The 21147-nt window shown below is 48.3% G+C and carries 12 protein-coding genes; 6 read left to right on the top strand and 6 right to left on the bottom strand.

What is annotated here, in order from left to right; all coding sequences use genetic code 11:
• On the top strand, positions 1–4723 hold a 4723-nt coding region (locus QUA07_RS06575; RefSeq protein ID WP_445305872.1), incomplete at its 5' end, for an Ig-like domain-containing protein.
• A gap of 648 nt (positions 4724–5371) precedes the next feature.
• Here QUA07_RS06575 and QUA07_RS06570 read toward each other — a convergent pair.
• Positions 5372–5995, bottom strand: coding sequence for a GNAT family N-acetyltransferase (locus tag QUA07_RS06570; RefSeq protein ID WP_333085179.1), 624 nt, complete (start codon positions 5993–5995; stop codon positions 5372–5374).
• Positions 5996–7717: 1722 nt separating this feature from the next.
• On the opposite strand from QUA07_RS06570, the gene QUA07_RS06565 reads away from it, so the two are divergent.
• Together QUA07_RS06565 and QUA07_RS06560 are read left to right on the top strand one after the other, a co-directional pair.
• Positions 7718–11242: a response regulator gene (locus QUA07_RS06565; RefSeq protein ID WP_333323530.1), complete on the top strand. Its 3525-nt coding sequence runs from the start codon at positions 7718–7720 to the stop codon at positions 11240–11242.
• Positions 11243–11815: 573 nt separating this feature from the next.
• A complete protein-coding gene (locus tag QUA07_RS06560) occupies positions 11816–12262 on the top strand; it encodes a hypothetical protein (protein ID WP_333323528.1) in 447 nt (148 codons plus the stop codon).
• 218 nt (positions 12263–12480) lie between these two features.
• On the opposite strand, the gene pheS is transcribed toward QUA07_RS06560, so the two are convergent.
• Positions 12481–13485 (bottom strand): phenylalanine--tRNA ligase subunit alpha, encoded by a 1005-nt coding sequence (pheS, locus tag QUA07_RS06555; protein WP_333323526.1) that lies wholly within the window; start codon positions 13483–13485, stop codon positions 12481–12483.
• 222 nt (positions 13486–13707) lie between these two features.
• Between pheS and surE the strand changes: the two genes are divergently transcribed.
• Together surE and QUA07_RS06545 are read left to right on the top strand one after the other, a co-directional pair.
• Complete coding sequence (gene surE, locus QUA07_RS06550; protein WP_333323524.1) at positions 13708–14514, top strand: 5'/3'-nucleotidase SurE; 807 nt, start codon at positions 13708–13710, stop codon at positions 14512–14514.
• Between the two features lie 127 nt (positions 14515–14641).
• The gene (locus QUA07_RS06545; protein ID WP_333215869.1) at positions 14642–15040 is read left to right on the top strand and encodes a hypothetical protein; all 399 of its coding nucleotides are present in this window, start codon (positions 14642–14644) and stop codon (positions 15038–15040) included.
• A 379-nt stretch (positions 15041–15419) separates the two neighbouring features.
• On the opposite strand, the gene QUA07_RS06540 is transcribed toward QUA07_RS06545, so the two are convergent.
• Together QUA07_RS06540 and QUA07_RS06535 are read right to left on the bottom strand one after the other, a co-directional pair.
• A complete protein-coding gene (locus QUA07_RS06540) occupies positions 15420–16643 on the bottom strand; it encodes an LL-diaminopimelate aminotransferase (RefSeq protein ID WP_333323522.1) in 1224 nt (407 codons plus the stop codon).
• 222 nt (positions 16644–16865) lie between these two features.
• Positions 16866–17192, bottom strand: a complete 327-nt coding sequence (locus tag QUA07_RS06535) for a thioredoxin domain-containing protein (protein ID WP_190740071.1) — start codon at positions 17190–17192, stop codon at positions 16866–16868.
• Positions 17193–17336: 144 nt separating this feature from the next.
• On the opposite strand from QUA07_RS06535, the gene QUA07_RS06530 reads away from it, so the two are divergent.
• Positions 17337–18092 (top strand): biotin/lipoate A/B protein ligase family protein, encoded by a 756-nt coding sequence (locus QUA07_RS06530; RefSeq protein WP_333323521.1) that lies wholly within the window; start codon positions 17337–17339, stop codon positions 18090–18092.
• A 268-nt stretch (positions 18093–18360) separates the two neighbouring features.
• Here QUA07_RS06530 and QUA07_RS06525 read toward each other — a convergent pair whose 3' ends face one another.
• Positions 18361–19143 (bottom strand): DUF928 domain-containing protein, encoded by a 783-nt coding sequence (locus tag QUA07_RS06525; protein WP_333323519.1) that lies wholly within the window; start codon positions 19141–19143, stop codon positions 18361–18363.
• 38 nt (positions 19144–19181) lie between these two features.
• Positions 19182–21137 (bottom strand): adenylate/guanylate cyclase domain-containing protein, encoded by a 1956-nt coding sequence (locus QUA07_RS06520; protein ID WP_333323518.1) that lies wholly within the window; start codon positions 21135–21137, stop codon positions 19182–19184.
• Positions 21138–21147 lie beyond the last annotated feature (10 nt).

Here is a 21147-nt window from a genome sequence, read left to right as displayed (position 1 = left end):
CACAACACCAACTCCCACACCAACTCCCACAACTCCAACTGACAACCAACCGCCAGTTGCCAAGAATGCCAACTCCAGCCTCGCGCCCAACAGCAGCCAGTTAGTGACAGGATTGGGAGGAAGCGACCCCGACGGGCCGATCGCCTCTTACACGATCAACACCCTGCCCTCACCAGACCAAGCAGTCCTGTTTTTAGGAGATCCAGCCAACGGCGGCCAACCAGTCACAGCAGGCCAAGTCTTGACTCCAGCACAGTTGCAGCAACTATTTTTCCAAACGACGGGCAACTTTACAGGAGCAAATTTCACCTACAGCGCCACAGACAACAGCGGCGCCACCAGTCCCGCTACCGCTACTGTCGCGGCCATACTTCCAACTAACAACCAACCGCCAGTTGCCAACAATGCCAACTCCAGCCTCGGGCCCAACAGCAGCCAGTTAGTGACAGGATTGGGAGGAAGCGACCCCGACGGGTCGATCGCCTCTTACACGATCAACACCCTGCCCTCACCAGACCAAGCAGTCCTGTTTTTAGGAGATCCAGCCAACGGCGGCCAACCAGTCACAGCAGGTCAAGTCCTGACGCCTCAACAGTTACAGCAACTATTTTTCCAAACGAAGGGCAACTTTACAGGAGCCAATTTCACCTACAGCGCCACAGACAACAGCGGCGCCTCCAGTCCCGCTGTCGCTACTGTGGCGGCTATCTTGCGCCCAGTGGCGCCAACTCCCACACCAACACCAACTCCAACTAACAACCAACCGCCATTAGCCAACAATGCCAACTCCAGCCTCGGACCCAACAGCAGCCAGTTAGTGACAGGATTGGGAGGAAGCGACCCCGACGGGTCGATCGCCTCTTACACGATCAACACCCTGCCCTCACCAGACCAAGCAGTCCTGTTTTTAGGAGATCCAGCCAACGGCGGCCAACCAGTCACAGCAGGCCAAGTCTTGACTCCAGCACAGTTGCAGCAACTATTTTTCCAAACGACGGGCAACTTTACAGGAGCAAATTTCACCTACAGCGCCACAGACAACAGCGGCGCCACCAGTCCCGCTACCGCTACTGTCGCGGCCATACTTCCAACTAACAACCAACCGCCATTAGCCAACAATGCCAACTCCAGCCTCGGACCCAACAGCAGCCAGTTAGTGACAGGATTGGGAGGAAGCGACCCCGACGGGTCGATCGCCTCTTACACGATCAACACCCTGCCCTCACCAGACCAAGCAGTCCTGTTTTTAGGAGATCCAGCCAACGGCGGCCAACCAGTCACAGCAGGTCAAGTCCTGACGCCTCAACAGTTACAGCAACTATTTTTCCAAACGACGGGCAACTTTACAGGAGCCAATTTCACCTACAGCGCCACAGACAACAGCGGCGCCTCCAGTCCCGCTGTCGCTACTGTGGCGGCTATCTTGCGGCCTGTTTCGCCAATTCCCACACCAACTCCAACTCCAACTGACAACCAGCCGCCATTAGCCAACAATGCCAACTCCCGCCTCGGACCCAACAGCAGCAGGTTAGTCACGGGATTGGGAGGAAGGGATCGCGACCCCGACGGGTCGATCGTCTCTTACACCATCAACACCCTGCCCTCACCAGACCAAGCCGTCCTGTTTTTAGGAGATCCAGCCAACGGCGGTGTACCAGTGACACAAGGTCAAGTCCTGACTCCTGAACAGTTGCAGCAACTATATTTCTTCACGACGGGCAACTTTACAGGAGCCAATTTCACCTACACCGCTACAGACAACAGCGGTGCTATCAGTCCAGTCGCTACCGCTAGTGTGGCGGGACTGATAGGACCCACACCAACTCCCAGCACAACTGACAACCAACCGCCAGTTGCCAACAATGCTAACTCCAGCCTCGGGCCCAACAGCAGCCAGTTAGTGACAGGATTGGGAGGAAGCGACCCCGACCCCGACGGGTCGATCACCTCTTACACCATCAACACCCTGCCCCCAGCGGCCCAAGGAGTCCTGTTTTTAGGAGATCCAGCCAACGGCGGCGTACCCGTGACACCAGGTCAAATCCTGACACCGGAACAGCTAGGACAACTATTTTTCCAATCCACAGGTAGCTTTACCGGAGCAACTTTCAGCTACAGCGCCACAGATAGCAACGGCGCTACCAGTTCCCTGGCTACCGCTACTCTCGGTTCCACAGGAGCAACTCCCACACCAAATCCCCTAAACTTACCGCCAGTAACCAACAATGCTAATTTCACGGTAGACCCCAACAGCAGCGCGCGGGTGCCGGGATTGGGAGGAAGTGACCCCGATGGGTCGATCGCCTCTTACACCATCAACACCCTGCCGCCAGCGGCCCAAGGAATCCTGTTTTTAGGAGATCCAGCCAACGGCGGAGTAGCCGTGACACCAGGTCAAGTTTTGACACCGGAACAAATAGGACAACTATTTTTCCAATCCACCGGCGACTTTACTGGTGCCAATTTCAGCTACAGCGCCACAGATAACAGCGGCGCTACCAGTCCCGCCACTGCTACAGTTGCCGCTATCTCCCCGACTTCCAACCAACCGCCATCGATTAACAATGTTAACTTCACGGTTCCGACTAACGGCATCGTGCAGGTGTTGGGATTGGGAGGAAGTGACCCCGATGGGTCGATCGTCTCTTACACCATCACCAGAGTCCCCCCAGCCAACCAAGGAGTCCTGTTCCTATCAGATTCAGTCAACGGCGACATACCCGTGACAGTCGGTCAAGTTTTGACTCCGGCACAAATAGGACAACTATTTTTCGTAGCCACAGTTGACTTTAACGGAGCAACTTTCAGCTACACCGCCACGGACAACCTCGGCAAAGTCAGCCCCGCTAGCGCTACTGTTGCTGCTATCTTGAGGCCAGTTGGAACTGTTCCCCCACTCATACCTACACCCACACCAACGCCGGCATCGCCGATCGTCTCAAATCCGATCGCCGAAACAGATACCGACTGTCAATGTTCGCCCATTATTGAAAAACCGGGAATTAACTTTGCGCCTCCGCAGCAACCACCCGCAGTTGGATTTGTCGGGCCGATTTCACAATTTTCAGAGGGACAAACCACCAAAGGAACCGACGGCGATGACTTGATCGTAGACACCAAAGGCAACCAAAAAATCGTCGGTTTTGAAGGCAACGATCTGCTTTTAGGTGAAGACGGTGCGGACGAAATTTACGGAAACGAAGACAATGACACGATTTTTGGGGGCATTGACACCGATATTGTTTACGGAGACGAGGGCAACGATATCGTATTTGCAGGCAAACAGAACGACTGGATTGCCGGCGACTTAGGCTCTGACAGCCTGTTTGGAGATCTAGGTGCCGATACGATTTTGGGAGACAACGGCAACGATAACTCCAGCAGTGCTCAGAACAATGGCGATTTGATCTTCGGAGGCAACGGTGCAGACCTGATTAACGGCAACGAGGGCGAGGATACCATCCATACCGGCAAAGGTGACGATATTGCCCTTGGAGGTAAAGAAAATGACTTAATTTGGGGCGAACTCGGCTCTGATACCTTGTTTGGTGGCATCGGCTCTGACAGCTTGTTTGGGGGCATCCGCGACCAAAGAGCCAGCGACTCCCAGGGACGCGACTTGCTGTACGGAGGCTTCGGTAACGACTTCCTCCACGGCCAACAAGGCAACGATACCATCGTTGCAGGCAAAGATAACGATCGCGCTTACGGAGGTAAAGGCAATGACATCATCTACGGTCAATTAGGCTCTGATACCCTCTACGGCGGCCAAGGAGCCGATACTCTGCTCGGCGACAGTGGCAGTTCCCAGTCAATCGGGGATATCGGGGAACAAGACTTAATCTTTGCCGACGGTGGCAACGACATCATCGGCGGCGGCCACGGTAATGATACCGTGCAAGCAGGTAAAGGCAATGATTGTGTTTGGGGTGGCAAAGATCATGACCTGATTTGGGGCGAAATTGGCTCTGATACCCTTGTCGGCGACAGCGGCGACGACACCATGTACGGCGGTGCTCGAAGTCGAGTTCAAGATGTTGGTGGCCAGGACTTGCTCTTTGGTGGCATCGGTGCTGATGTGCTGTTCGGCGATGAGGGTGACGATACCATCAGTGGCGGTCAAGACAACGACTTGATTTACGGCGGCAAAGCTAACGACCTCATACACGGAGATCAGGGCGAAGAATTGATTTACGGCGGTGACGGCAGCGATGAGATCTGCGGTGACGAGGGCAACGATACCATCTATGGCGATCGTGCTGATAACCGGGGTGTCTCGGTGGCAGCAAACGACCAGCAAGACTGCATCAATGGCGGTGAGGGCGATGACTTGCTTTACGGCAACGAAGGCCAAGATACTATCAACGGAGATGCTGGCAGCGATACCTTGATTGGTGGTAAAGATAACGACCTTCTCAATGGGGGCGCTGGAGATGACTGGCTGTTTGGCGACTTGGGCGAAGATACTTTAATTGGAGGTATTGGGAGCGATCAATTTGTGTTGAATGGTGAGGGCGGCACTGATACTGTCATTAACTTCGAGGTAGGCGTCGATAAGTTTGTTTTGACCGACGGGCTGAGTTTCCAGCAGTTGCAATTTAGCGCCACTCCGAACGGTACGTTGCTGCGAGTAGCAGGAACCGATCGGGTTTTAGCGAATCTGGTTGGGGTTAACGGGGCGATCGGCTCCTCGGATTTCCTACCAAATCTCTCTGAACTCTAGAATTGGCGGCGAAAGTCTCCTGTTCCGACGAACAAAACGCCACAGCAGATCAGAACTTCTGTGGCGTTCCTCACCCTACTCAATCCGGGTTAGAAACTGTGTTGCACTCGGCCCTTGACATCGCTCTTACAGTTGCCTTTTGTCCCTCTCTAAAATGCTAAAAAATAAAGGTGTGTTCAACCCGGATTTGGTATAATATCATTTTTTTTAGCAGCGGGATTATTCATGAATCTATTATCTTGATAGGCTTGAATTAGCGTCAATTCCTTGTCATCTACGGTTAAGGAATTATCTTTTTTTAACCGCAGATACAGGCAGATAAACACAGATTAATTATATTGATTACTGTTGCAACTTCCGTGATTTTTGACGGGTTTTTACGTCTGACGAGGATACGGGAGTTGATATAACTTTGTATGGGGTTTTTCAGGCGTTCCAAGGTACACAAGGCTTGGTAGCTCAAGTGTTTACTACCAACTAATTGTAGTGTGTTGTGCGCTCGGGCTTAAGAGCAAACTAAAATTTATCACTAATTCCCCATTCCCATTCCATTGATTCACAATTCGGAAGTAAAAGATACACGGATAGCTATTTTTTCCTTTTTCTTGGCGAAGCCCCAATTCCCCATGATCAATTCAAATAGTTAGCTTAGGATAGCGAAATCTGCTTGCGTAAAAACAGGCGGCGCGGCTGGCCGAACAGCCAACCAGTCCAATTCCAATCCACCTGTTGCAAGCGATAGCCGGCCTGATAGTACAACTGTCGCGCCGGGTGATTATTTTCCAGAACGTGGAGGTAAATCTCAGAAAATCCCCATTCTTTGGCGGTCTCCTCGCAGTTGCTGAGCAATTGTTGAGCAACTCCCTGGCGCCGATAATCCGGGTGAACGGCTAAATTCGACAAATAAGGATAGTCAGAACTAGGGATTTGCCAAGGAAAGCGAGAACGCAAAGCCATTTCTACTGTTCCTGCCATACGCTGAGCTCGGTGCGATCGATAATTCTGTGTTCCCTCCTCGCGCGAGACTAGCTCAGCAACCAGACAAATGTAATGTTCTGCCTTAGAACGCAGTCGATTTTTTAAATCTTCGTAAATGCCCAAACGCAACACTGGATACACCCATTCTACCAACCCCTCGCGGGAGTGAAAGCTCATGGCTAAAATATCAGCTAGCTGCGTTAAGTCGTTGGGCACAGCGACCCGGATCGAAAAACCAGAAAGTCCGGGAGTTTGTTGTTGGTGAGATGGTGAGGAAAAAAATGAAGGATTCACAATGCCAGGCCACTATATTAATTTTTTTTACGCGGGTTTCTAAGCTACCCTCTTAGAAAATTCACTGATGTTATACTGATCTTATAACGTAACTTATAGGCATAGTTTATTAGCCAGATTAAATTATATTTTTTGGTGCTTGACTTTAAGTACCATTTGAGGTAAATGGAAAATTTTTAGCATTTAATACTCTAGTTATGAAAAAATAAAACTCATCCCCTAATACTAGATTTGTGGATAAGCTATTTTGCCTTTAAATTGAAGCTTGATCCCTGGCTTTCGGCCGGCATCAGAAGAGTTTAAGTAAACAGTAGCTTACAAATTAAATGCGCGACAGCTTAGCGGGCAAGGTATTAAAAACAATCACAAAGGTTTTAACGTCAGGTTCCCGGAATCCTACCGATCTCTGCTTACGGAAATACCCGATCGAATATAATTTATCCGTCCAGCGGTAGTAGAAAAACTCCACGACTTACCATACTAACACCGGGTACGATCGCGCGTCGGATGTTCGCCGCCGCCCCCCCGGCTTGGCACCCTAGTTTTCAGCAGTTCTGGGCTATCCATCGCCCGTCCCCCATGGAACCGGCCTTACCTGTTGAGCTAGGGGGTACTTTCCCAACTTCCAATTTAAATTTGGATGCCTGGAAACAGTCAGCAGGGGTTTTCCCCGTCGGTTCGATACTCTGCTGCGCGCGATGAGACCTTAAAAACCTCGATCGAGCTGATTGACCCTGCCCAAAAACCGATACAAGCCACCGACACTCGTCGGGGACTGATCAAAATTTTAGACCCTAGTTCAAGCTCCCCGATTCATCTGTGGAGTAAATCTAAAATCTAAAACCTAAAATCTAAAATCGACTGATCGGTTTCCACAGAGTACATCCCTAGCTAAGATTAACAGATGGATGCTCTAGCTTGCGGTGTTTCGCCGCAGTAATTGGCTTGGGCGTTAATCTGCAGGACGCACAAAAAATGCCGAGATCGGGGAAAAAAATGCAAGTCTAACTAAAATGGTACAGCAATTGCGTCACTCCCACAGACACCTCTGTGGTCTGTCAGCCACCCCCGAATATCAGTCAGGGGCTCGGCGCCGGATTGTGGTCGGTATCCTTGGCTGACTGTTAAAGTTGCTATTACTTGTGGGAAAAAACACAGGCGAAGATGTTGGTTGTCTATTCTATCTTGCTGCGGGCAGCTTTCACATACCAAATAAAATAGTCCCAGGAGCCAGGAGCAAACATAAATTTGGCAAATCAACTCACAATCAGGACGGTTATTCCTATGTATTCTGAGAAATCCAGACGGCAGTTAAAATAGCCAGATTTGTGTTTGCTCTCCGGCTGCATAAAGGTAAGGGGTGAAGGAAAATTATCGGGAGACGAGTTTATGTGAATATCATTAAATAATAAAATTGGGGTGCACGACAGATAACTGTGGCTCAGAAGAATTCCGAATTGAAAACCCAGACATCAAAAATCAAGGTTGATGCTTGCCTCGCACACTCACAACAACTTCATATAGACGAATTATTGTGATACCTTTTTCCCAAAATAATGGCACTCTAGGCAAAATCCCAACCCTTATGTCATCAGTCATTCGCAATCGAAAATCGAAAATCGAAAATCGAAAATGGTATGACTTCAGCAATTTAAATCGGCGAATTCTTCCTTTAATCAGACTTATTAAATCGAACAGCCCCGGGGCACAGGAGAACGGTGCATGAATTCCCAAGAAAATCCTAAGCTAAAAATTCTGATCGTCGATGACGAACCGGATAACCTCGACTTGCTTTACCGCACCTTTCATCGAGACTACAAAGTGCTCAGAGCCGAATCAGGCCCCGCTGCGCTCGAAATTTTGGCCAAAGAGGGAGAAGTTGCGGTGATTATCTCCGACCAGCGAATGCCAAAAATGAGCGGTACGGAGTTTCTCAGCCTGACGGCGGCTCAGTACCCCGACGTGATCCGAATTATTTTAACTGGCTATACGGATGTTGAAGATTTAGTTGAAGCTATTAACGCTGGCAAAGTATTTAAATACGTTACCAAGCCTTGGGATGCTCAAGAGCTGATCAATCTTGTCAGTCAAGCTGTTGAGACTCACAATCTTCTGAAAACGCGCACCAATGAACTGCGCCGTGCTTTGAGCCAAGAATCGCTGCTTTATGCCGTTACCAATACTATCCGATCGGCTCCCAATTACCAGCAAATGCTGCAAAGAATTGTGGAAACTGTCGGGCAGATGTTTGAGGTGAGTTGCTGTCTGCTGCGGCCGTTCCAAGACGGCCGGGTGGCCGATGAGTGGTTCGTTTACCAAAAGGCAGAAACTAAAGGGTTGCGGGGCGATGAGGAAGCAATGCCCGGTGATGCTTCTGCTGCCGAACTCTCGCCCGATTTGCTGCCGGATTTGGTTTGGGAAACTCTGGATGTGGAGGTGATTCAAGATGCCCAAACTGACGATCGAGTTTTAAACTGGGATAATCCGCAACGACAACAGGCTTACGAAGCTGCGAATATTCGATCGAGCTTGATTGTACCGCTGTTTTACAAAATCGAACTGATGGCAGTCTTGGCGCTGCACCAGTTTGAGGAACCGCGCCAGTGGCAAGACCACGAGGTACAGTTGGTAATTACGGTGGCAGACCAAGCGGCTTTGGCGCTTTCTCAAGCCCGGGCTTACGAACAGGTGCGGGCGCTGGCCAAGCGCGAGGCCTTAGTCAATACTATTACTACGGCAATTCGATCGAGTCTCGATCCCCAAAATATTTTTGCAGCCATTACTCAACAACTCGGCCAAGCTTTGCAAGTTGACGGCTGCGCCCTATCTCTGTGGACTGAAGATGATGAATACGTCCAATGCGTGGGGCTATACGACACAGATAGGGATACCGTGGCTGTAGAACAGGGTTTTATTGACAATCCAGAAGTAGTTGTGAACTCTCTGGGCTACGAGACGGCTTCTGGCGATGCTGCTGAGAACACTCGCGCCTGGGTTTTTGCCCATCCTTCTTTGCCACAGTCTTTGGTGCCGATTCGAGGCAATCCGCTGTTGTTGCAAGTTATGGTATCAAAAGAGCCGGTGGCGATCGAAGATCTCGACGAACACCCCGAGTTAAATGTTACAGAACTGCAAGTTCGATCGCCAGCCCGCGCCCTGTTAGTCGTTCCCTTACTCTCAGAAGGCAAAATCATCGGCAGCATTTCCCTGCGCCAAAATCACAGCATCCGCCGCTGGAACATCTCAGACATTGACCTGGCTCAAATAGTCGCAACTCAAGCTGCTCTGGCCGTGCAGCAGTCGCGCCTCTACCAGACTACCAGACAGCAGGCAGAACGGCTTCTGGAAGCCGATCGGCTCAAAACCGAATTTTTCCAAAATATCTCCCACGAGTTCCGCACACCTCTAACTCTAACTATCGGCCCTCTAGAGTCAGCTTGTAGGCGCAAAGAAGACTTACCCTACGAACAAGCCGTAATCGCTTTGCGTAATTCCCGCCGCCTCCTGCGCTTGGTAAATCAACTGCTGGACTTGCAGCGACTCGATGCTGGAAGGATGCAGCCAAGTTTTCGCCCCTGCGATTTAGTCGGTTTCTGTTACTCTACCGCAGAGTCGTTCCGCGCCTACTGCGAGAAAAAAGGACTGCACTTAATTACCCAACTGCAAGAATGTCCTTTACTTTATTTGGACTTGGAAAGATTTGACAAAGTTATTTACAACCTGCTATCAAATGCTGTTAAATTCACCCCAGAAGGCGGAACTATCACCCTGAAAGTTGAATCGGCCGGCGCTCACTGCTTGTTGCAAGTAAAAGACACCGGTATCGGCATTCGCACCGAACAAATTCCCTATTTATTCGAGCGGTTTCACCAAGCCGAAGGCTCAGCTAGCCGTTCCTACGAAGGCAGCGGATTAGGTTTGGCACTTGTCAAAGAATTAGTCGAACTCCACGGCGGTCAAATTTCTGTTGAATCAGTTTACGGCGAAGGTACTACTTTTACCGTTTGGCTGCACTTCGGTTCGACTCACTTGCCCCCGGAACAGGTACTAGAAATACCTGCGGAGTTTCACTCATCCAAAGCAGCGGTGGAACTGGCTGATGTGGAAGCGGATTTATCGGAAAATGAGGCAGAAAATCATAACTTTGATGCGCTCCAACCGATCAAATCAGAAACAGCAGTGGGAACGGTTTTGGTGGTTGACGACAATCCTGATTTGCGCTTTTATGTGTCGGCAATTCTGCGAGATTCCGGCTTTGCAGTTTTGCTCGCCCGCAACGGAGAAGAAGGATTTGCCGTGGCTAAAAAACGTCGCCCTAATTTAATTATAACTGATTTGATGATGCCTTTGATTTCGGGCTTGGATTTGATTAAGATGATTCGAGAGGATGAGGAATTGCAGGGAACTCCGGCAATTTTACTGACTGCTAAAGCCGATGAAGATACTCGAATTGAAGGAGTAGAACGGGGTGCGGATGCTTATTTGTCCAAGCCTTTTAACGATCGAGAATTGTTGGCGGAAGTGCGGAATTTGATCGCCCTCAAACAAAACGAGCGCCGAGTGCAGCAGTTGAACAGTTATTTAACTGAGTCGGTGCTGCGCCGATTTTTGCCGCCGGCGATGGTGAAGGCTGCAGCGGCTGGAGATTTGGCCTTGGATTTGCGCCCGGAACCGCGATTGATTACTATTTTGTTTAGCGATATTGTCGGTTTTACTCAAATGGCAAATACGCTGCGCTCGCGCCGGGTAGCTGAGCTGTTGAATGAATATTTGGCGGCAATGACTAAGGCTATTTTTGACAGTGGCGGTACGGTGGACAAGTTTGTTGGAGATGCGGTAATGGCTTTCTTTGGCGCGCCGGAGGAACTAACGCCTAATGAGCAAGTACGCCGCGCTGTGGCTGCTGCTGACCAAATGCTGCGAGCTCTGAAGGAGCTTAACAAGGGCTGGTTGGAGCAGGGAATTGTTGGGGAAAATGGCGTGCCTCCGGTGCGGTTTCGCTGCGGAATTCACCAGGGTACTGCGGTGGTGGGGATGTTTGGCGGTCCTGATCGATCGGATTATACTGCGATCGGGCCGAGCGTGAATATTGCCGCCCGCTTGCAAGAGGTGACGGAACCAAACACGGTGCTAATTTCGGCGGCGGTGGCAGATTATGTTGAGGAAAATCGCATTGTTAAATATAAGCCTTTGAAACTAAAGGGAATTGATGAAACGGTATTGACTTTTTTACTAAATTGTGATTAGTCATTATAAGTATTATATGTTGATATCCCACGCACAATTTCGGGAACAACCTATTCCTAAATAAGTAGATGAGCGGCAAAATATCTATGTAGTCCAAAGCGATAGTCACTCGGTGAAACGCTCCTTAGCAGCGATATTTTATGAAAACAATCGCCCGATTGATGATAGCTTGATAGTCGGTGACATACTAAAGTTTATGTGCACCTACTTACTGACCGTAAACAATGTGTTAAATTTAACTTGAATTACGCTAGTTAATGTTTCTTTACATAAACATAATTTTTTCCGCCTACCTACTTAAGCGCGCGGATCAGCGCTCCGGCTGTGGAGTCAATTGTTTAATCTTTAATCTTTAATCGACTCACCAAAGTTCAAGCTTCCAAATGGCGGCTGGGGAGTCAACTCTAAAATCTAAAATCTAAAATCTAAAAGTGAGTGACATTCCTTGGTTGAATCTATCAAAAGACTGAACTTTTTTAACCGATGGCCGACGGATAACCTCTATCTAGAGAACGGTTACGCCGATCGCTAAAATCGAGTAAAAATAGAATGTCATATCTTGCTTTGTATTCTATGAAACTGAATTATTTTACGAAACGGCTTTCGACTTTAGGGCGCTCGATCGCTGCAACTGTGCTTTGCGTGTCAGCGATGGCTTTCGTCTGGTCTGGTGCGTTCTTCTCCAACACCGCAGCAATGGCCTCTCCTGCTGTAAACTTGATCGCAGCAGCAGATGCGGGCGATGCGGTTCAAGAAAAAGCCAGCAAAGATGCTGGACGAGCCAAGAACTTCATCCGAGATACAGAAGATAAAGTTAAGGAAACTGCCAAGACAAATGCTGCTAAAGTCGATCGATCATCGGAGGATGGTAGTGTAGTAGAGCGCAAAGCTAAGAAAGATGCGGCCACAATTGAGAAAAGAGCATCGGAAGATTCAGCTCGGACTCAGAAAGCAGTAGATAATACCAAGAATGCTGTCGAGAGCGCTGTTGACAGCATCAAGGGTGTTTTTGGGAAGTAGACAATAAATAAGTAGGTAAGCGCAAAAAAACAATAATATATTGCGGGGGCTTGTAGGCGCAGCTTTAGCGCTTATCTACAGTAAGGGCGAGTCCTCGTTGCAGAACCCGCCCTCTCCCCCAGTAATGTTTATTTGTACTTACTTACTTGAAACTGAAAAATTGATGTAGCTTAAGCAAAATCTCTAGAGGGTTTGTAGAACCGACCCCAAACCATGCTTTAAAATTGCCGCAAAAAACGCAAATCGCTACCATAAACCCGGCGAATGTCGTCGATTTCATAAAGTACCATTGCGAACCGCTCGACTCCAAAACCGGCCGCAAACCCAGTATATTTTTCTGGGTCTAAACCGACTCCTTTAAGAACGTTAGGATCGACTGTTCCGCACCCCAAAACTTCCAGCCATTTGCCGTTCCACTGCAAATCAACTTCGGCGGAAGGTTCGGTAAACGGAAAGTAACTCGTGCGGAAACGAATCGGCAAATCTTGCCCGAACATTTGTCGCAAAAACTCTTTAATTGTGCCTTTCAAGTCAGTAAATGTCAGACCTTCATCAATTGCTAAAAGTTCAATTTGGTGGAAAACTGCGGCGTGAGTAGCATCAACAGTATCGCGGCGGTAAACGCGGCCGGGAGAGACAATCCGAATCGGCGGTTTGTGCTGTTCCATGTAGCGAATTTGCACTGATGATGTCTGAGTCCGCAGCAAGTTGCCGCCTGGTAGGTAAAATGTATCTTGCATATCCCGCGCTGGGTGGTCTGGCGGTGTGTTCAGCGCCTCGAAGTTGTAATAATCTGTTTCCATTTCGGGCCCGTTGGCGACGGTGTAGCCGAGGCCGACAAAGATATCGAGAGCGCGGTCTATGACTGCGTTTAATGGGTGCACGCGGCCGTGGGGGCGAAAAATCCCCGGCATGGTGACATCGATGGTTTCTGAGGCTAATTTTGCTTGGATTTGGGCGGTTTGGAGGGCGGCGCGCTTGTCTTCTAAATCGGCTTGCAGGGCTTCTTTGACTGTATTGGCGATCGCACCTACTTTGGGCCGTTGGTCTGGCGACAGTTTGCCCATCATGCCTAAAATTTGAGAGAGTTGGCCTTTTTTGCCGAGGTAGCCGACGCGCAACTGTTCGAGTTGTTCGAGGGTATTGGCAGTGGCGATCGCACTTTTGGACTCTTGGCCGAGGGTTTCTAGTTGAGTTTCAATGTCGCTAAGCTGGACAGTCATTTTGATTTTAGATTTTAGATTTTAGATTTTAGATTGATGGCAGTTTTGGACCAAGTTGAGTTTAGCGCAATTTTGGCTCTACAGCTTGTTGATTTTAGATTTTAGATTTTAGATTTTAGATTTTCGGCAGTTACGGATAATTTGTAATAGGGAATTCGATGTTAGAGCGATCGCGCTAGTTGAATCTAGTTTAGTATTGTTATAAGGCTTATAAAAATTTCAATGAAACTTTTAATTAGCAACGACGACGGCATCTTTGCACAAGGCATCCGCAGCCTCGCCAACGCTCTCGCCGACGCTGGCCACGACGTGAGCGTAGTTTGTCCCGACAGAGAGCGTTCTGCTACCGGCCACGGCCTTACTCTGCACCAACCCATCCGCGCCGAAATTGTCGAATCTATTTTTGATCCCGCAGTCCAAGCTTGGGCCTGTTCGGGCACTCCCGCCGACTGCGTGAAACTTGCTTTGTGGGCTTTACTTGACAAACCGCCGGATTTTGTTCTTTCCGGTATCAACCACGGGCCCAATTTAGGCACGGATATCATCTGTTCGGGTACGGTTTCGGCCGCAATGGAAGGAATTATGGAAGGGATTCCCAGCATTGCTTTCAGCCTCGCCAGCTTTACTTCGCAGGAATTTGGGCCGGCGGTGGATTTCGCTGTCAGCTTGCTGGCACAGTTGGAAAAACAGCCAATGGCGAAACCGATGCTGTTGAATGTCAACATACCAGCAGTCACACAAGCAGAAATTACCGGAGTTGCGATCGCCCGTCAAGGCATTCGCCGCTATTTCGACATATTTCAAAAGCGCACCGATCCGCGCGGCAAAACTTATTATTGGCTGGCTGGGGAATTGTTAGAAGATGTAGAAGAAATCGCCGATTCGGCGGTGCCGCATGATATTCCTACAGACGTACAAGCTATTCGCGACAACAGAATAACCGTAACTCCTTTGCAATATAATCTCACCTGTGCTCCAGACTTGCACTCGTTGCGGGATTGGCAAGTTGAAGGTTTTCCCAAGCAGTGAGCTCCGATCGACCCGATCGGAGCGGTAAACTAGGAATTAAGGAAAAGTGCCTCTCAAGGTCTATACCTTTGGCGTTAACACAGGCTCCCAATTACTTGTTAGTTTTTTTTACTCAAGAAAAACAGTTATGAACGCTCCTACCTATAACACTCATTCTGTCACTTGCCCGATCTGCAACCGTTCCAGCGTCGTAGGCCCAGTCGGGATGGTCAGTGGACTATTCACTTGTCCCCACTGTCATTCTCATATGGTAATTAGCTGGAGCGGTCATTTTGTGCGCGATCCTTTTAGTCTCAAACAACTGACGGTGGGAAAGATGCTCAGGCGCGAGAGCAGACCGTTAGCTCGCCTTCAGCGGGACTTTGGGCTGGGCAAGCCTTTGCCGCTGATTGCAATTTTGGGCAGTGTGGTCTTTTTCGGGTGTGCGCTCGCCGCTACGGAACAATCGCTACTCCGACAGAATTCACTGCAAGGATTTTTAGAGTGGGTGAGCGGAACTGGTAATTCCCAAGATGTCTCACGTTAACATTTCTTAAAAAAAATTGTGACAGATACTGCGTGCAAATATCTATTCCTTTAGGTATAAATCACACTATTTTAGCAATTGCATCCATCTTGAGCTGCGGGTAAGCACTTAGACGCCGTGCCCTTCTTCCTGTGTCCAAAAACGTCAAAACCCAGTCCGGCAGGGGTTTTAACCCCTGCCTAAAAGCTCACGTCGGGTGGGCTTAAGTCTCATATCAATTCCGGTTGCACCGGAATTATTGTTGACTGTTGACTGTTGACGGGCGGGTCGAAAAACTGAATGGTTGAGTGTTAACTGTTGACTAGATTTTATTATTCCGATGCAACCGGAAACGATATCACGAGGGTGTTTCGGGTTAAGTTGAGACAGATTACATCGCTCAATTTAGAAACTCAGCAATTTTTCTAACTGCTGTTTCCAAAATTGCTGGCGACTCGACTAAGGCAAATCGCACGTAGCCTTCTCCTGATTTCCCGAAACCGGCACCGGGGGAAGCTGCGACTCCTGTACTCTGTACTAGCTGAGTGCAAAATTTCACGGAATCGTTGGCCCAAGGTTCCGGCAGTTTCGCCCAAACGTACATGGTGGCAGGGGGTACGGGTACTTGCCAGCCGATGCCCTGTAGCGCGTTTACAAAGGCATCCCGCCGTTTTCTGAAGGTTTCTACGCTGCTTCTGACGGTATCTTGAGGGCCTGTTAATGCGGAGATCGCTCCGTTTAAAATCCCTCGATATTGGTTGAAGTCCACTGCGGCTTTTACCTGTCGCAGCGCTGCAATTAGTTCGGAATTGCCGATCGCATATCCGACTCGAAAACCTCCCATACTGTAGGATTTGGATAGTGTAAAAAACTCGATCGCCACACTCTTATCTCGATCCGCCTGAAAGATTGACGGCGCCATCAATTTTCGATATTCTTCCTCGTTACCAGAGGGCGGGCACGGGGGCACCGCCCCTACAGAATCGTCAAACACCAAATCCACATAAGGGAAATCGTGAACTAAAACAAGTTGATGTTGCCGACAAAAAGCCACAGCTTTCTCAAAAAAAGCAACCGGGGCGATCGCAGTTGTAGGATTGTGAGGATAGCTCAAAACCATCATCTTCGACTCAGCCAGCACTGCTGTCGGAATATCTTCAAATATCGGCAAAAACGCATTTTCTGCTAATATGGGCATCGGATAAATTTGACCGCCTGCTAAATGCACACCGCCCGCGTGGGAAGGATAGCCGGGATCGAGCAACAAAGCAAAATCTCCAGGGTTGAGTACAGCTAAAGGCATATGCGCCGTGCCTTCTTGGGAACCAATTAACGGCAGCACTTCTGTTTCTGGATTGACTGCAATTCCAAATTTTTGCTCGTACCAAATAGCTGCTGCTTCCCGAAAATCTCTTGTGCCGTTAAATAGCAAATAGCCGTGGGTGCTGGTGTCTGACAGAGAATGTGCGATCGCATCTGTAATATGAGCCGCCGCCGGCAAATCCGAAGAACCCAGAGACAAGTCAATCACATTTTGTCCCGCTGCTCTAGCTTGAGCTTTTGCCCGATCCATATCGGCAAATACATTAAATTGCAGTGGCTCTAAACGTTTAGCAAATTGCATATTTTTTCTAACTTTTGGGGCATATTAATATTTCTTACATGGCTGAATTATTTTTTTTTCATTTTTATGTGCTGCTTTGTAAATTTTTTTTATAACCCCAGAGAGCGCAGAGGGCGCAGATTCAGAGAGGAATATCGAGGAGAAAAGAGAGATATTAAAAAATCTTTTCGATTGCTATAGTTGTGAGTTGGGAGTTGGAAACTCCCGAATCATTTCCAAACTTTATAAGTGAGCGTCCAGCAAACCGACCAAAGTTTGTTTAGTAATGGCTCCCTCGTGAGAAAGCACTACTTCGGCATTTTTAAACAGCCTGAGAGCTGGGACTCCTTCTACTTTATACTGCTTGACAGTATTAGGATTGGGGTCAATTTCCATTTTAACCACTTTCAGCCGATCGCTGTAGTTGGCCGCCACCCAGTCTATCGAAGGCGCGATCAGTTTGCAAGGCCCGCACCAAGTAGCCCAAAAATAGGCAAGCACTGGTTGCTCAGCTTTCAGGACTTCTGTTTCAAATTTTTCGTCGTTAATGACAATTACACTGTTGCTCATGGTTCTGCGATTATTTTTTCTATTTATTTCTAAAGCACCGGCGGGCGTGAAACTTGCATCAACTTAGAAGACAGGCCCAAAAAACTGTTACTAATTTTAAAACATTCTGTGAATTATTGAGTGCAAACTCAGGACTGGGGACGGATGGCTAATTCTGTATGGCGTTTAATTCCACTGTTGTCGGCGTCTGGTAGCGTGCAGATGGCGATCGACCAATGGCTACTGGAACAGCATCTAGCGGGCAAACATCCGCCAACTCTGCGATTTTACACTTGGCAACCGGCGGCGATTTCCTTGGGCTACCACCAGCGCCGATGGCCGGAGTTTTGGCAGCAGTTGTCTTGGCAGGGAATGCCTGTGGAGTTGGTGAGGAGGCCCAGCGGCGGGCGCGCAGTGCTGCACCAAGGGGATTTAACTTATGCAGTTGTGGCGTCGGGATTTGGAAGCAGCCGTATGAAAGCTTATCAGACTATTTGCGAGTTTTTGATTGAGGGTTGGAGGGCGATGGGTTTGGATTTGCAATACGGGGAAGCGGGAAGGGGTTATATTCACAATCCGAATTGTTTTGGTACTGCGACGGGTGCGGATTTAGTTACCGCTGATGGTTGCAAGTTAATTGGTAGCGCACAATTGCGACGGGGTGATGCTATTTTGCAGCACGGTTCGATGCGTTTGCAGCCGGATGTTAAATTGTTTTCTCAAGTGTTTGGGGAGGAATTAATTCCTGTGCAATTACCTCTATCTGAAGGGGGAGATGATTTGATAGCCACTGTAATTGATGTTTTGAGTGCGGTGGCTTGTCGCTGTTTTGAAATTGATTTGGAGGTGCAGCCGCTTTCGGATCAGGAATGGCAGGATATTGGGGAATTAACAAGTAATAAGCTGTTTCACATTTTTTAACCTGCATATTTGGGGGCGGGCTTTCCTGCCACCTTTTGGGAACAGCCAAGATGGCCGTTCCACATATTTCTGGGATAATTATTGTGGGGTATACCGCCTTTTGGGAACAGCAAAGATGGCCGTTCCACAACAAAGAAATTTTATTGTATAACAGCCATCTTGGCTATTACTGATACAAGTGAAAAACTTGTACACTTCTTTTTATTAAAAGTTTTCTGGCCCGTTGCTCTAACGCCACCAAAAAAGTTAAATTAAAATGCAGTAGAGCTTATGGCTGTGGCGGAATTTGAACGATCGGCTCTTGGGCAATTTCGCCCAATTTCACAGAATCCAGCAAGCTTTCCCAGTCAGCCTTGAACGTTGTATCATTAGGCTGATCACGGCGAGCGGCAGCTAGGGTGCTGAGGGCATCTTGCCAAATCCCATTTTCAGCATAAATAACGGTTTTCTGGCGCGGATCAGCCTGATCTAATTGACGGCGGATATCTTCACTGAGTTCAACTCGCCGTACAGTACCGATTTCGATCTGATCTGCCGATCGGTCTTGAGAGTCGCAAATCACTGTCAAATTCCAAGTGTAACTTTTGCCTACTTCCAAGGGTGGCACATTTTTGTCAGCAGGGATACTAACGCCGATCACCCCTGATAAATTGCTAATTGTGACATCCTGTTTATAAATCTGGTTGCCGCTTTGATCTTGTAGGATAAATTCGGCTGATTGCGCCTCTGTTTGAGGCAAGTAGAAAAAGAACGTTGGATAGTCGGAAACAGTCCGTCCGATCTTATTTTTAGGCATTAAAGCTGTGAGACCTAGCTGACTAATGCTCGCGCAGCCACCGCGCACAGGGCGTCTCGGTTGAGTGGGGGGCCAATTATCTATATCTTCAGTAGGCTGAATGAAGCGCGGCCCTCCCGGTACAGTGGGTGGCTTGCCATCTACTTCTGGAGTCGGCTGTCCCACAACTGCAAATTGAGAAATGTTAAGTGTGGCTATCAATACTATTGAGCCAACTGATATCAGATTGATGAGAAACTTAGTAATTGTTTTCATATTAACTCCATGAATTTTTAGGGATAGATTCTCTCTTTTTATTTCTTTTTCCTTCCCAAAATCCGGTAGACATTAACTTTTTGTTCCCTGCCTCTTAACGGTAAAGGTCCCCAAGATTCTACCTCAAATTTGTCCGCCAGATACAGAAAGGTTTCTTCTGCAATCAATATCCGGCAAGTGTCCTCTTGCCGATCCTTTTCGCAGCTTTCCAGGCGAGAGGCAATATTTACGCTGTCGCCGATCACTCCATATTCTAAACGGGTTGCGCCTCCCAGACTACCCACCATCACAGGCCCTGTAAAGATGCCTACTCGCATTTTTACAGTCGGTAAACCGCGTGTGAGCCAATTTTGATTCATTTCTGGCAAGCGGGAACTGATGGCTAGAGCGCAAGATACGGCGAGGCGAGCATCTTCGGCAATTTCTTCTGGAGTGGTGCGGGGAATGGGTACGCCAAATACTGCCAGCATTCCATCTCCGGTAAATTTATTAATCACGCCTTGATGCTCTTGAACTTCTTGGGCCATTGCTGATAAATACTCATTTAACCAACTCATGACTACTTCTGGCGGTAGTTTTTCGGAGATTGTACTAAAACCCTGCACGTCGGTGAGAATGATGGTAGCAGTAACTTTTTGCCCTGGCAATAACCCTGATTCGAGCAGATGGACGCGCTCTTTCCACAAGGCATTTGCGATCGCAGGTGATGTTTGTTGTCCTAATAACTTCATCACAATCCCTTGCTGTTGCCTCGACTGCTCGTATTTATAGGTAACTGCGACTCCTGCGGTGATTAAAAGGGCCATAGCAGGGGAAATTAGAGGTATCCACCCCTGTTGCATGAAGAGGAAAAAGGTGAATCCGAATAATGAGCCGCAAGCTACGATCGCACTTCCCATCAAATTTAGGGATTTTTCTAGCCGCCAAGCTAAACAGCCGCCGACGGCGCCCCAAACAGCGATCCAGAGAATTTCTTGCCATTCGTCCCAATACCAAAATAGCCCTTGGCCGTCTAAAACTGCACTGAGAATTTGGCTGGTGGCAGTTGCATGAATTAATACCCCAGGCGTCGGGATATTACCATTTTTAGTAGCGCTGTAAGGGGTAGAAAAAATATCTTTTACAGTTGGGGCGGTAACGCCCATTAAGACTATTTTACCCTTCACCAATTTAGGCTCAAGTTTTCGCTCCAAAACTTGAGTTAGTGTCACGCTGTTTGCTATTTTTTCAGCAGAGCGGTAATTGAGTAGAACTTGATAGCCTTGGGCATTAATGTTTTGATAACCTCCTGAGTCCGATCGCAATTTTGAAAATACTATTTTATTTGCCTGAATTTCTTGTTTTTCTGTCAATTTAGAATCTATTTTTTTGCTATCTAAATAAGCAAAAGCTAGCCGCATTGATAATGAAGTCATTGTTGTTTTACCATTCTTGGCAAACATCAAATTGCGACGCACTATACCGTCTGGATCGAAGACTAAATCGTTAAATCCTACCCGCTTTTCTGGTATGTTAGGATTGGGTGGCACTTGCTGGTACTTTGATTGGCCAAGGAAGGTAATCGGAAATACTTTGGGATTTTTCAATTGAGTTGCTAATTCTGCATTCCCCGGCTCGTAGGGAATGTCGCGAATTATATCGATGCCAATAGCTGTGGGTTCAAGACGTGCTATTTCTGCGATCGCTTTTGCTAAAGTGCGATCGGAAATTGGCCATTTTTCAATAGTATTAATATCCTGCTCTGTGACTTCAACTATCAGCAACCTGGGGTCAGGGCCTAGATCTGGTCGCAACTGCACCATGAGGTCGTAAGCATTTAATTCTAGTGGCTGCAACCCACCTAAATGCCTCACCCCCAATAGAGTTCCGGTCACGAGAATCCAGATAATAGCAAGAGGTTGCAAGTCAGCGAAGGGGAAGGAATAAGTTAAGTTTTTCCAACTCCACTCTCTCTCCTTCAACTGACGATGAAATTGATGAAAGAATTTGGGCATATTAATAATT

Source organism: Microcoleus sp. T3_A4 (assembly GCF_036700465.1).
In the GTDB taxonomy this organism is placed as follows: Bacteria; Cyanobacteriota; Cyanobacteriia; order Cyanobacteriales; family Microcoleaceae; genus Microcoleus.
This window is presented reverse-complemented; position numbering and strand designations above follow the sequence as displayed.